The sequence below is a fragment of the Actinomyces dentalis DSM 19115 genome (assembly GCF_000429225.1).
In the GTDB taxonomy this organism is placed as follows: domain Bacteria; phylum Actinomycetota; class Actinomycetes; order Actinomycetales; family Actinomycetaceae; genus Actinomyces; species Actinomyces dentalis.
This window is the reverse complement of sequence record NZ_AUBL01000051.1, coordinates 16530-28524: the sequence shown is the minus strand read 5'-3', so window position 1 is coordinate 28524 and position 11995 is coordinate 16530. Positions and strand designations below refer to the sequence as shown.

The 11995-nt window shown below is 73.1% G+C and carries 13 protein-coding genes and 3 tRNA genes; 9 read left to right on the top strand and 7 right to left on the bottom strand.

The window, feature by feature from the left end:
* The first annotated feature begins 309 nt into the window (after positions 1-309).
* The 3 genes from G446_RS19435 to G446_RS0111205 all read left to right on the top strand — a co-directional run bounded on the left by G446_RS19435 (position 310) and on the right by G446_RS0111205 (position 2974).
* A complete protein-coding gene (locus G446_RS19435) occupies positions 310-441 on the top strand; it encodes a DUF4411 family protein (RefSeq protein WP_084779192.1) in 132 nt (43 codons plus the stop codon).
* 101 nt (positions 442-542) lie between these two features.
* On the top strand, positions 543-1739 hold the full coding sequence (locus tag G446_RS0111210; protein ID WP_084779191.1) for a D-alanine--D-alanine ligase family protein: 1197 nt from the start codon (positions 543-545) through the stop codon (positions 1737-1739).
* Entirely contained in the window at positions 1736-2974 is a 1239-nt protein-coding gene (locus G446_RS0111205) for a thiamine-phosphate kinase (RefSeq protein WP_026410217.1), read from the top strand. Before G446_RS0111210 ends, G446_RS0111205 begins: the two co-directional genes overlap by 4 nt.
* Before the next feature lie 297 nt (positions 2975-3271).
* On the opposite strand, the gene G446_RS0111200 is transcribed toward G446_RS0111205, so the two are convergent.
* A tRNA-Leu gene (locus G446_RS0111200) sits at positions 3272-3356 on the bottom strand.
* A 42-nt stretch (positions 3357-3398) separates the two neighbouring features.
* Between G446_RS0111200 and G446_RS0111195 the strand changes: the two genes are divergently transcribed.
* Complete coding sequence (locus G446_RS0111195; protein WP_051285944.1) at positions 3399-4529, top strand: Gfo/Idh/MocA family protein; 1131 nt, start codon at positions 3399-3401, stop codon at positions 4527-4529.
* Between the two features lie 113 nt (positions 4530-4642).
* On the opposite strand, the gene G446_RS20370 is transcribed toward G446_RS0111195, so the two are convergent.
* The 5 genes from G446_RS20370 to pip form a co-directional block, all read right to left on the bottom strand.
* The gene (locus tag G446_RS20370) at positions 4643-4813 is read right to left on the bottom strand and encodes a hypothetical protein (RefSeq protein WP_169721288.1); all 171 of its coding nucleotides are present in this window, start codon (positions 4811-4813) and stop codon (positions 4643-4645) included.
* 365 nt (positions 4814-5178) lie between these two features.
* A tRNA-Lys gene (locus G446_RS0111185) sits at positions 5179-5255 on the bottom strand.
* Positions 5256-5296: 41 nt separating this feature from the next.
* Positions 5297-5373, bottom strand: a tRNA-Lys gene (locus G446_RS0111180).
* A gap of 173 nt (positions 5374-5546) precedes the next feature.
* Positions 5547-6074, bottom strand: a complete 528-nt coding sequence (locus G446_RS17505) for a hypothetical protein (RefSeq protein WP_051285943.1) — start codon at positions 6072-6074, stop codon at positions 5547-5549.
* Complete coding sequence (gene pip / locus G446_RS0111170; protein WP_026410215.1) at positions 6068-7105, bottom strand: prolyl aminopeptidase; 1038 nt, start codon at positions 7103-7105, stop codon at positions 6068-6070. The genes G446_RS17505 and pip overlap by 7 nt, the downstream gene beginning before the upstream one ends.
* Positions 7106-7144: 39 nt before the next feature.
* Here pip and G446_RS0111165 point away from each other — a divergent pair, with 39 nt between their 5' ends.
* The 5 genes from G446_RS0111165 (at position 7145) to G446_RS0111150 (ending at position 10400) form a co-directional block, all read left to right on the top strand.
* Positions 7145-8065, top strand: coding sequence for an ATP-grasp domain-containing protein (locus G446_RS0111165; protein WP_026410214.1), 921 nt, complete (start codon positions 7145-7147; stop codon positions 8063-8065).
* A gap of 164 nt (positions 8066-8229) precedes the next feature.
* Complete coding sequence (locus G446_RS0111160; RefSeq protein ID WP_026410213.1) at positions 8230-8835, top strand: response regulator transcription factor; 606 nt, start codon at positions 8230-8232, stop codon at positions 8833-8835.
* Positions 8832-9269, top strand: a complete 438-nt coding sequence (locus G446_RS19430) for a hypothetical protein (RefSeq protein ID WP_084779190.1) — start codon at positions 8832-8834, stop codon at positions 9267-9269. Before G446_RS0111160 ends, G446_RS19430 begins: the two co-directional genes overlap by 4 nt.
* A gap of 40 nt (positions 9270-9309) precedes the next feature.
* Positions 9310-9939, top strand: a complete 630-nt coding sequence (locus G446_RS0111155; RefSeq protein ID WP_026410212.1) for a hypothetical protein — start codon at positions 9310-9312, stop codon at positions 9937-9939.
* A gap of 77 nt (positions 9940-10016) precedes the next feature.
* Complete coding sequence (locus G446_RS0111150; RefSeq protein ID WP_026410211.1) at positions 10017-10400, top strand: YccF domain-containing protein; 384 nt, start codon at positions 10017-10019, stop codon at positions 10398-10400.
* A gap of 27 nt (positions 10401-10427) precedes the next feature.
* Here the strand turns inward: G446_RS0111150 and G446_RS0111145 are convergent, their stop codons facing one another.
* Positions 10428-11993: an alpha/beta hydrolase gene (locus tag G446_RS0111145; protein WP_026410210.1), complete on the bottom strand. Its 1566-nt coding sequence runs from the start codon at positions 11991-11993 to the stop codon at positions 10428-10430.
* Between the last annotated feature and the right edge of the window lie 2 nt (positions 11994-11995).

Here is an 11995-nt window from a genome sequence, read left to right as displayed (position 1 = left end):
ACAACTAGCCGTGCGCCATCGATGGCCGCGAGATCGGGGCGTATCAATACCGCTCCTGCCGCCGCCCGCCCCCGTCGCGGAGTATCGGGCGGCCGTCCCGAATCTCCCGGGTTGGACGGGGATTGGTCTAATGAGCCCTTCTCACCAGGAAGGCTCCCGGACTGGCCGGGATCGGCGTGATAACGCGGGAGGACCCCGGGACGGCGCGGGACGGTTCAACACCCGCGCCCACCCATCCTTTCCGCACCATCGCGCCGATCCTGGCCCCTTAGCCACCGTTCCTGGTGAGAAAGGCTCAATCCAATCATTGTGACCGAGGAGGCTCGCAGGGGCCCGGGCACAATCGACAAGAATCAGAAGATCCCCAATATCGCCGAGGAGCACCGCATCACCTGCATCGACTTCCTCGACCTGCTCCGAGCCCGGGGCTGGAGGTTCTGACTCCGCCGACCCACCAGATGGGGCCCGGATCACGTTTCGCGCCCCGGATACGGGCGCTCGACGGCGGAGGCGCCCGCGACGCGACGCGGTAGGTTGGGCGCATGTCTCAGAGCGCCGTGCCGAGCCAGCAGTCCGCAAGCCCTGTTCCCGCCGTCGGATCGGGCGGGGCGCGCAAACCGCGCGTCGCCGTCGTCTTCGGCGGCCGCAGCGGCGAGCACACCATCTCCTGCGCCACCGCCGCCGGAGTCCTGTCCGCCATAGACCGCGACCGCTTCGACGTCGTCCCCGTGGGCATCACCCCCGCCGGTCAGTGGGTGTTGGTCGACGACGACCCCGGCGCCCTCGCCCTGAGCGACGACCGCCCGCCCGTCGAGATCACCGCCGAGGGCCTGGGCCGCGGCGAGCTCACCGTGCGCCCGGGCGGGGGACCGGGCTCCGCCCTCATCCTCTCCGCCGGTTCGGGTCCGGCTCTCCTGGGCGAGGTCGACGTCGTCCTGCCCCTGCTTCACGGCCCCTACGGGGAGGACGGCACCCTCCAGGGCATGCTGGAGATGCTGTCCATCCCCTACGTCGGCTGCGGCGTGCTGGCCAGCGCCGCCGGCATGGACAAGCAGGTCACCAAGGTGCTGCTCAACGCGGCCGGCATCCCCACGGCCCCGCACGTCGTCGTCACCCCGCGCCGCTGGGAGGGGGACCGCGAGCTCATCCTCGACGCCTGCGAGTCCCTCGACTACCCCCTGTTCGTCAAGCCCGCCCGCGCCGGCTCCTCCCTGGGCATCACCAAGGTGGAGCGCCGTGAGGACCTGCCGGGCGCCATCGAGACCGCCCGCCGGGTCGACCCCAAGGTCCTGGTGGAGTCGGGCGTGCTGGGCCGCGAGATCGAGGTCGCCGTCCTGGGCGGGCGCGACGGGGGCGCCCCGCGGGTGGCCGAGCCCGGCGAGATCGCCATGGACGCCGCCCACGGCGCCGGCGAGTTCTACGACTACGAGACCAAGTACCTGGCGCACGACGCCGTCCAGATGGTCTGCCCCGCCCGCATCACCCCCGCCGAGCGCGAGCTGCTCATGGCCACCGCCTCCGCCGCCTTCGACGCCCTGGGCGGCGAGGGCCTCATGCGCGTGGACTTCTTCCTCACCCCCCGCGGCGAGGCGGTGGTCAACGAGGTCAACACCATGCCGGGGTTCACGCCCTTCTCCATGTACCCCTACATGTGGCAGGTCTCGGGCCTGGGCTACACCGAGCTCGTCACCGAGCTCATCGACCTGGCCCTGGAGCGGCCCCGGGACGTCAATCGGTGAGCGGACCCGTCGTCGCCGACCTCGGCGAGGCCGGGATTCTCGCGCGCATCACCCCGCTCCTGCCCTCCGGCCGCGACGTCCTGGTGGGTCCGGGGGATGACTGCGCGGTCCTGGCCGCCCCCGACGGGCGCTACTGCGTGAGCACCGACGTGCTCGTCGAGGGGCGCCACTTCCGCACCGACTGGTCGAGCGGATTCGACGTCGGGGCCCGCGCCGCCGCCCAGAACCTGGCCGATATCGCCGCCATGGGCGCCCGGCCGGTCGCGCTCGTCGCGTGCCTCGTGCTGCCGGGCGCCACGCCGGTGGACTGGGTCGTCGACCTCGCCCGCGGCATGGCGCTGCGCTGCCGTGAGGCGGGCGCCGCGATCGTCGGCGGGGACCTCAGCGCGGGGGAGGGCCTGGTCGTGGCCGTCACCGTCCACGGCGACCTGCGGGGGCGGGCGCCGGTGCTGCGCTCGGGCGCCCGGGCGGGCGAGGCGCTCGTCCTCGCCGGGACTCCGGGGCGCTCCGCCGCCGGACTGGCCCTGCTCGAGGCCGGGTGGGGCCGCCCGGCAGCCGGATGGGGCTCCCGGTCTGGCGGCGGTCGCCGGCCCGACGGCGGGGACCGCGCCGGAACCGGAGCGCTCGCCGGGACCGGGGCCGGGGACGACCCGGCCGCGTCCGCTGAGACCGGAGCGTCTGGAACCGACCTGACCGCATCCGCCGGGGCCGCCGCGCCCGCCGGGGCCGATGCCGTCCTCGCCCTGGCCGAGGCCTGCGCGGCCGCCTTCCGCGCCCCGCGCCCGCCGCTGGAGGCGGGTCCGGCCCTGGCGGAGATCGGTGCGAGCGCCATGATGGACGTGTCGGACTCCCTCGTGCGCGACTGCGGCCGCATCGCGCTCGCCTCCGGCGTCGTTATCGACATCGACGACCCCGACGACGACTGCGCCGCCCTGGCCGTCGACCGCGCGCAGCTGGAGGGCGTCGCCGCCCTCGTGCCGGGGACGCGGAGCGCCGCCCGCGGAGCCGAGGGCGGCGCCCGGCCCGATCCGCGCGGGACGGCGCGCAACTGGGTGCTCACCGGGGGAGAGGACCACGGCGTGCTCGCGACCGTTCCAGCCGACGCCGTCCGGTCCCTGCCAAAGGGCGCGCGTGTCATCGGCCGGGTTCGACGGGCCGGCGGGGAGGGCCCGGGCGTGCTCGTCGGGACGCGCCCCTGGAGAGGCGCGCGGGGCTGGGACCACTTCCGGGCCTGATCCGCCGGGGCGGCGGGACCGTCCCGGACCGTCCGCCACCGGTCCGCAGGCGGGGATGCGGGCCCGTCCGGGGCGGGAAATGGCGTCCTGGGAGGATCGTTCCGCCCCGCACCCGACCGTGCCGCCGTCACAACCGCGGGATTACGCGGAAACCGCCGAACGCGTCCGAGGTGCCGATCCGAACGATCCTCCCGGAGCGCCACAACCGGGATCCGATGCGGCCACCGGCCGACCCGCGCACCCCCGGCCGGCCTCATCGCCCCCTGGGTGCTCAACGAGCGCTCGTATGACCGCGGTTGGTGCGCGAGAAGGGACTCGAACCCTCACACCCGAAGGCACCAGAACCTAAATCTGGGGCGTCTACCAGTTCCGCCACTCGCGCTTGCCGTCCCAGCCTACCGGCCGCCCGCATACCCTTGGGCTCATGGCACGCAACGACGCACCACCCGGCACCCGCACCACCGAACTCCTGCCCCCGCTCCCCGCCGAGCTCGTCGAGGCCCTGGCCGCCTCCGGCGTCGCCTGCAACCCCGCCGACGTCGTCCCCGAGCCCCAGGACGCCCCGCCGCTGCGCTGGGGGATCCTCGGCGCCGGGCACATCGCCGGCAGGTTCGCCGCCGACGTGCCCGCCTTCTCCTCCGGCTCGGTCGTGGCCGTCGGCAGCCGCGACGTCTCCAGGGCGCGGGCCTTCATCGACGCCCGTCCCGGTATGGGCAAGGGCGATCCCGTCCGCGCCCACGGCGCCTACGAGGATCTGGTCGCCGATGAGGCCGTCGAGGCCGTCTACATCGCGACCCCGCACTCCTTCCACGCCGAGCAGGCGGTGCTCGCCCTCGAGGCGGGCAAACCCGTCCTCGTGGAGAAGTCCTTCGCCCTCAATGCCGCCCAGGCCCGCCGGGTCCTGGAGCGGGCGCGGGCACTGGGACTGTTCGCCATGGAGGCGATGTGGACGCGCTTCCTGCCCGGACAGGTTCTCGCCCGGACGCTGATCTCCTCCGGGGCGCTGGGCGAGCTGCGGCACGTGCGGGCCGAGCACTTCCAGTCCCTGCTGCACGTCGAGCGCCTGGTGCGCCCCGAGCTGGCCGGCGGCGCCCTGCTGGACCTGGGCGTCTACCCGCTCAACTTCATCCACTCCCTTCTGGGGGCGCCCGACGCCATGGAGGTCGTGGGCCGCCTGGCGCCGCAGGGCGTCGACCTCCACGAGGTCGTGGCGATGCACTACGCGCAGGCGACGGCGGTGGCCTGCTCCGGCATGGACTGCGCCGGGCCGAATCCCGCCCAGGTCATCGGCACCCGGGGACGCCTGGCCGTCGACACCTGGTTCTACGGCATCAGCCCGGTGAGCGTGGATCTGTACGACGGCGCCGGGCGCGGCCCGGTCGTGTGGGACGCGCGCGTGCCCGGGCACTTCCAGTACGAGGCCGCGGAGGTCGCGCGCTGCGTGGCCGAGGGGCGCGAGCAGTCGTCGGTCATGCCCTGGTCCGCCACCATCGAGGTGATGGAGATGATGGATTGGGTGCGCTCCCGCCTGGGCGTGGTCTACCCGGGGGAGTAGCCGGTTCGCCGGTCCGGGGTCTGCCGTCGCCGGGCCCGGGGGCGCCGCGTCATCGTCCGCCCTCGGGCGCGTCCGGCACCGCCGCCGGCCCGGCCCCGGGGGTGCCGGGCGGCTCAGGCCGCCAGGGCGAGCGCCTCCTGCGCGGCCTGGAGGCGCTCCAGCGCGCGCTCGAGGCGGGAGGGGGAGGCGGACGAGCCCAGCGAGGCGAGCTCGGCGCGGGCGGCGCTCAGCTCGCGCTCGGCGTCCTCGCGCTGCCGGGCGATCGTGTTCGTCATGTGCGTCATCGTTCTTCTCCTTACATCACGGCCCGTGGGCGGGCCCCTCTTCTGCGCCGGGCGGAGTGCAGGTGGTTCCTGCGGCCCGGCATGCGGTGGTCTTCGGGTCGCGGCATCCGGGTGCGGATGACGCCCGGATGCGACCCGTCACCGGCGGGCGGGCACCGGTGCTGCCGTGCTCTCGCCGTCGGCCGACGCAAGGAGAACCCCGGGAGCGCCTGAAACATTCCCGATGGGCGCCGCATCGACGTCCGCCCGGATCGTGTCCGGGGCCGACGACGGACGGGGTCCGTTGAATCCGACCAGTTGACGGCCGGTTGGCGGTGGCGCGGTGCTCGCGGGGGCGCTCCGGGTCCGGTGCGGCCCTCCCTGCGTGGTACCCCCTCAGGGACTCGAACCCTGGACACCCTGATTAAGAGTCAGGTGCTCTGACCAACTGAGCTAAGGAGGCATCGGTTGTGCGGGCGGCTCTCCGCGGGGGATCCCCGTCCGTGGTACCCCCTCAAGGATTCGAACCTTGGACACCCTGATTAAGAGTCAGGTGCTCTGACCAACTGAGCTAAGGAGGCGTGCCATCGAGCGCTCTCACGCCCGGCTACGGTGGAAGACTTTACGGGCTGGACGCCGGGACGTCCAATCGACGGGGTCACAAAACGCCCCGATGTGCGGGAAGTCTCAGGGGTGCTGGGATGCGCTGGAGGGTGCCGGGGTGCGCACCGGGGCCGGGCCGCTCCCGCCGTTCTCAGCGACGCCCCCGACCTCGACGCCGTTTCCGCCCCCGGCCCGGGTCCGCCGGGCCGTCCGGGGCTCCGGCGTCCTTCGAGGCGGCGGAGCCCCCCGAACCCTTCGGGGAGCGACGGCGCCGGGCGGCGCGACGGCGCTCGACGTCGGCCATCCGCGCCCGGTCCTTGCGGGAGAGCGAGGACCGGTCCGCGGCGCGGGGGCCGTCCGCCGACCCGGCCGCCGACCCGTCCTCCGGCCCGAGGACGCGCCCGGTGCGCTTGAACTCCCGGAACCTGGCGAGCTCGCGGGCCTGGGCCGCGGTGAGGGCGCGCCACAGGGGCAGGTCGAGCTTCTTGCGCTCGGTCACGCGGGAGCCGAGCACCCAGCCCCCCAGGAGGATCCCCACGACGACCGTGCCGGAGACCAGCGAGCCCGGACCCAGGCGGACGGCCACGGCCCCGCCCACGAGGCCGGCCACCAGGAGCGTGCCCAGGACGATCCCCGCCATGGACAGCCAGTACCGCCGGCTCGGGTCGAGGCTCACCATGAGGCGCCGCCGCGGACCAGGTCGAGGGCCAGGCGGTCGGTGGCCCCGATGAGGCGGTCCAGGGTCTCGGGCTCGTCGTAGGCGTGCCCGGAGGCGGGGGTGATGTGCAGCTCGGCCTGCGGCCAGGCCCGGTGCAGCGCCCAGGCGGTGCCCATGGGGCAGACGACGTCGTAGCGACCCTGGACGATCACGCCCGCGATGCCGTGCTCGACCAGGACGCGGGCGCCCCGGATGAGCGCCCCGTCCTCCATCCACCCGGCGTGGCGGAAGAAGTGGTTCTCGATGCGGGCGAAGTCCAGGGCCCAGGAGAGGTCCCGGGCCTCGTCGACGTGGGGCTGGTCGCGCAGGAGCGTGGAGGTGGCGGCCTCCCACGTGGTCCAGGCGATCGCCGCGGGGCCGTGGACGGCCGGGTCGGGGCTGGTGAGCAGTTCGTGGTAGCGCTCGATGAAGCCGCCCGGGCCGACGCCCTCGCCCGCGGCGGCCACGAAGGCCTCCCACTCGTCGGGGTGGATCATGTCCGCCCCGGCGCCCTCGTAGAACCACTCGAGCTCGCGCCTGCTCAGGGTGAACACGCCCCGCAGGACCAGGGCGAGGACCCGCTCGGGGTGGGTCTGGGCGTAGGCCAGGGAGAGGGTCGAGCCCCAGGAGCCGCCGAAGACGAGCCAGGCCCTCACGCCCAGGTGCTCGCGCAGGCGCTCCATGTCGGCCACGAGCGCCCACGTCGTATTGGTCGACAGGTCCGTCCCGGGCTCCCGGGCGCGGGGCAGGGAGCGGCCGCAGCCGCGCTGGTCGAACAGGATGATGCGGTAGCGCTCGGGGTCGAAGAGCCGCCGGTGGTCGGGGCCGCAGCCGCCGCCGGGGCCGCCGTGGACGAAGACGGCGGGCACGCCCCGCGGGTTGCCGCAGCACTCCCAGTAGATCCGCTGGCCGTCCCCGACGTCGAGCAGGCCCGTCTCGTAGGGCTCGATGGGCGGGTGGAAGCCGCGCAGCGGTCGGGGCGGGGCGGTGGCGCCGGTCGGTGTCTCCTCCATGACCGCATTGTGGCACTGCCCGCGCGGTACCGTGGGCGCGTGACTCGGCCCATTGTGACGCTCGCTACCTGCTCCGACTACTCAGACCTCGACGACGACGACCGCGCCCTGCCCGACGCCCTGCGCGAGCGCGACATCGAGCCCCGCGTGGCCGTGTGGGACGATCCCGCCGTCGACTGGGACGACGCCGGCGTCGTCGTCCTGCGCTCAGTGCGCGACTACGCGAAGAGGGGGAACTACGACAGGTTCCTCGCCTGGGCCCGATCCGTCCCGCGCCTGGCCAACCATCCCGACGTCGTGGAGTGGAATTCGGACAAGCACTACCTCAAGCGGCTGGCGGAGCTGGGGGCGCCCATGATCCCGACCACCTGGCTCGAGCCGGACGCCGGCTACTCCAAGCACCAGGTCCACTCCCGCTTCCCCGCCCTCGGCGACTTCGTGGTCAAGCCCGCCATCTCCTCCGGCGGGCGCGGCACCGGCCGCTACACCGCCACCGACGCCCGCTCGCGCGCCGACGCCATCAACGACGCCATGCACCACCTCGGGCGCGGGCGCACCGTCATGGTCCAGCGCTACCTGGAGGAGGTCGACCGCAAGGGGGAGTTCTCCCTGGTCTACTTCAACGGCGTCCTGTCCCACGCCGTGGAGAAGGCGCCCATGCTCCACCCGTCCTTCCGCTCCACCGACGAGGTGCACGAGGAGATCGTCACCGCCCGCGAGCCCGACGAGCGGCAGTGGCTGTGGGGCGAGAAGGTCCGCAAGGCCATCCACGGCCTGATCAAGGAGCGCTCCGGGCGCGACATCCAGCTGCTGTTCAACCGCGTCGACGTCGTCGCCGACGGGCGGGGCGGCTTCTACCTCATGGAGGTCTCCCTCATCGACGCCGGGCTGTACCTGAGCTCCGCGCCCGAGGCCCTGGGCAACTTCGCTGACGCCATCGCCCAGCGCGTCCTGTGGTGAGCCGCCCGGAGGTCGAACGTGCTGTGTGCCGCCGCGCTGAGCGGAGCGGGGGTGAGCCGCCCGGGGCGAACGGGACCCCCGGCGCGTTCAACCTTGTGGGATTGATATCGGTGGATCAACCTTGGAAGGTTGAATTGTGCGCTCGGCTGCGTCATCCTCGTGCCATGTACGTGCTCACCATTGATCAGGCGCGCAGTCGCCGTCGTCCGGACCGCGTGCCCGAGCTGCTCGCCGCGCTCGCCGATGTCGACACCCTGGCGCCTTTTGAGCGCACCGTGGGCGATGAGGTGCAGGGCGTGCCCGCTGAGGCGACGGCGGTGCTGGCCGCCATTCGCATCGCACTGGCCGAGGGCGAATGGCACATCGGCCTGGGGGTGGGCGCGGGCGCCCTCGGGCGGGACGGCACCGCCCGCAGCGGGTCGGGACCGGCGTTCCTGTCCGCCCGTGAGGCCGTCGAGGCGGCCAAGCGCGCGCATACCTCACTGGCCGTGCGCGCGGAGCACGCGCCCGAGAAGGCCGCCCGGCTCCAAGCGCTCCTGCGACTCATCGGGGCCCTCGTCTTGAAGCGATCGGCCGGGCAGCATGAAGTGGCCGCACTCGCCGCCCGGGGGATGACCGGCAGGCAGATCGCGGCGGAACTGGGAGTGAGCGAGCAGGCGATCTCCAAACGCCGCCTGGCAAGTTTCTTCGACGAGGAGGCCGAGGCCCTTCCCCTCGCCATCGCCCTCATCGAGGCCCTCGACCCCGTGCCGACGGGAGCGGCGTCATGAGCCTGTTCTTCTCACTCGGTGTGATCCTGGGCGCACTGCTCGTCTCGTCTCTGGGAGGGTGGGGCGTAGTCGTCCTTATTCTATCCTGGGCCCGTGTTCCGGCTCTGCCCGAGGACCGCTCCTCCTCTCCTGACGGTCGTCCCGCTGCGATTCTAAGATCCGCCGCGTCCTCCTCGCCCGCGCTGATGAGGGGCGGTACCTGGATCGGAGTCCTTGAACGTATAGCCACGACCGGTTCTCTCCTGTTCGGGCAGACGATATTGGTGGGCATCGTCGTCGCCGTCAAGGGGCTGGGGCGCTGGTCGGAGTTGCGCGATAACCCAGGTTTCAACGAGCGGTTCATCATTGGTACACTGGCCTCACTCACTTGGGCTGGTACCTGCGGGCTTCTGGGCAGATATGCGCTGGAACGATTCATATGGTTCGGACCGTGACCCTCGACCCTCGGTCTCCGTTTCGATGAGGAGGACCGCCATGTGGCCGTTCACCCGCAGGCGCGCCCCGGAGCCGACGCCGCCCGGCGCCGACGAGATCCGCGCCATGCTCGCCCGGCTGGAGGCCTTCGGCGTCGGCCTGGACCGGGCCGAGGACCTGCCCGTCATCGTCGAGGCGGTGGCGGGGTGCGCGAGCCATCCCCGGTGGCGGGAGAGTCCATGGACCGAGCTCCTGTGGATCCTGGCCGGCCCCCGGGAGGACGTCGACGACGAGGTGTCCTTTTCGAAGCGGCTGCTGCACTGGGACACCGAGTGCGTCGAGGGCCCCGGCTCCTACTGCGCCCTGGTCCGGGCCCTGGCGCGCGCCTTCGAGGGGTGCGTGACGATCACGGACGTGACCGACCACGTGGACACCCGCACCCGCACCGCCCGCCTGCACTACCGGATCGACGGCACAGACGTGGACCTGACCCCCGTCGTCGAGGGCGACTGGCTGGACGGGGACGTCCTCGTCGACGTCGTCGGCCGCATTGAGGCGCGGTGCGACCGGGCCGCCTACGTCCTCGAGGGCGGGCAGGACTTCGCCCTCATCGCACTGCGCCGGGCCGACCTCCCCGCCTTCGAGGCCCTGATCGGGACCGACCTGGTCCCGGTGGTGCCCCGGGGCTGACGCCCGGGCGCCCGGGCCGGGTATCCTCCTGGCGGGTCGCCGCCCCGGCGGCCGGGAACGACGACGGGAGCCGGCTCATGCGCACGCTGCTCAACATCATCTGGGTGGTCTTCGGCGGATTCTGGCTCTTCCTCGGCTACCTGATCTTCGGGCTGATCGCCTGCATCTTCATCATCACCATCCCGGCCGGGGTCGCCTGCTTCCGCATCGCCGGCTACGCCCTGTGGCCCTTCGGGCGCACCGTCGTCGAGACGCCGGGCGCCGGCGCCATGAGCTGCCTGTCCAATGTCGTGTGGTTCGTGGTGGCCGGGCTGTGGCTCGCCCTCGGGCACATCGCCACCGCCGCGACCCAGGCCATCACCATCGTCGGCATCCCCCTGGCGATCGCCAATATCAAGATGATCCCGGTGACCTGCTTCCCCTTCGGCAAGCGGGTCGTGGAGGGCCCCGGCATCCTGTGACGCCCGGCCCGGGGCCGGCGCCTCTCATCACAGCGCCGGGCCAATGTTCTCCCAGGCGACGGACCAGGTGGGGTAGAAGCCGCCGATCCGGTTGACGACCAGTCCGATCGTCAGGGTCGTCAACGCGCAGGCGGCCAGGAGGAGGACCGCGCCCGCCGCGGCGAGCACCAGCGCGCGTCGCCTGCCCGTCACGCCGGCGCCCGCGAGGACACCGCGCAGCCGGCACGGCACGATCGGGCAGGCGATGGTGAGCAGGATCGAGGCGAGGCCCATGAGCGTCATGACACCCTTGCCCCGGATGCCGGTGAAGCTGGCTGCGAGCCTGGTCGGGAGGGGCGGGCGGCTCTCCGCCGGTTGCGCGGCGGCCGCCGTCGGCGCGGGCGGGGCGGTCTCCGGTGCGTCGGTGCCGGGGACGACCCCGGGGCGCCGGCCCCACCACGCGAGGAAGGCGGGGATCTGCTCCTTCCACAGGGTCCCGGAGTGCCCGCCCTCGGGGGCGAGGGTGACATCCACCCGGTCGCCCGGCCCTCCGGCGCCGATCAATTCGCGCGTCGCGTCCGTCACGGTCGAGTCGTCGACCGCGCTCATCACCCACAAGCCGATCGGGGAGTGGGCGCGGCGCGTCAGGAGCGTCGTGAGGGTGTTGTCCGCGGAGAGCGCGGGATCCGACAGCCCGCCGATGATCGGGACGTTGTAGCCGGACATGTCACCGGCGTTGCCGAAGACGTCCGAACGCATGATCGTGGTCCAGGCGGCGCAGTACCCGCCCGACGAGACGCCCGCCAGCGCCCAGCCGCCCCTGTCCGTCCGGGTGCCGGGGAAGAGCGTGTGCACCATCCTCGGCACGTCCTCCTGCACCCACGTGCCGACCTTCGCCCGCCCCACGATGTCGGCGCAGTCGGGGTCCGCGCTCTGGTGCTCGTCGACGTTGAGGGACGGGGCGACGACGATCGTCGGAGGGATGCCCCCCTTGTCGATGGCGTCCTGGACCTGGGGGCCGATGTCGAGCGCGGAGAGCACGCTCTCGCTGGTTCCCGGTAGGCCGTGGAGCAGGACCAGGACGTTGTAGGCCACGCCGTCGTCGGGGCGGTAGTCCCGCGGGGTCCAGATCCGCACCTCATCGGTCACGCCGCTCGCGGGGCCGTGGAAGACGGTCCGGTGCAGGCCGCTGCCCTCGTCCTCCAGGTCGGCGCGGTACTGCTCGGCCGGGACGGGCGAGGCCGTCGTGCTCGGCCCGGCCGGGCCCCCGGTGGACAGTGGCCCCAGAACGGAGGAGGCCACGGGCTGCGGATCGATTATCCCGCTGATCTGCCCGATCGTCTCCGCCAGCTGCAGCGTCATATTGATCCGCGTCGCAACGAGCCCGGTGACGAGGACCTCGCAGACGAGCACGGCCGGCAGGGCGGCGAGGACGATCCGACGGCCTCGGGCCGCCGGGCGCCGGGAGTCCCCCAGGTCGTCCGCGCACCGGTCCCCGGCGCGCGGCTCCCGCCGGCGAAGCGCCAGTCGGACGATGAGCAGCACGGTGAGGACGATCGCGCATGCCGTCACGGCGGCGCACCCGAGGAGGAAGCGGTGGGACACGACGCTCACAT

Excerpts from the sequence above, each read along its gene's own strand:
- G446_RS0111210 (WP_084779191.1), top strand. The coding sequence starts at position 543 with ATGTCTCAGAGCGCCGTGCCGAGCCAGCAGTCCGCAAGCCCTGTTCCC.
- G446_RS0111195 (WP_051285944.1), top strand. The coding sequence starts at position 3,399 with ATGGCACGCAACGACGCACCACCCGGCACCCGCACCACCGAACTCCTG.
- G446_RS20370 (WP_169721288.1), bottom strand. The coding sequence starts at position 4,813 with ATGACGCACATGACGAACACGATCGCCCGGCAGCGCGAGGACGCCGAG.
- G446_RS17505 (WP_051285943.1), bottom strand. The coding sequence starts at position 6,074 with ATGGTGAGCCTCGACCCGAGCCGGCGGTACTGGCTGTCCATGGCGGGG.
- pip (WP_026410215.1), bottom strand. The coding sequence starts at position 7,105 with ATGGAGGAGACACCGACCGGCGCCACCGCCCCGCCCCGACCGCTGCGC.
- G446_RS0111160 (WP_026410213.1), top strand. The coding sequence starts at position 8,230 with ATGTACGTGCTCACCATTGATCAGGCGCGCAGTCGCCGTCGTCCGGAC.
- G446_RS19430 (WP_084779190.1), top strand. The coding sequence starts at position 8,832 with ATGAGCCTGTTCTTCTCACTCGGTGTGATCCTGGGCGCACTGCTCGTC.
- G446_RS0111155 (WP_026410212.1), top strand. The coding sequence starts at position 9,310 with ATGTGGCCGTTCACCCGCAGGCGCGCCCCGGAGCCGACGCCGCCCGGC.
- G446_RS0111150 (WP_026410211.1), top strand. The coding sequence starts at position 10,017 with ATGCGCACGCTGCTCAACATCATCTGGGTGGTCTTCGGCGGATTCTGG.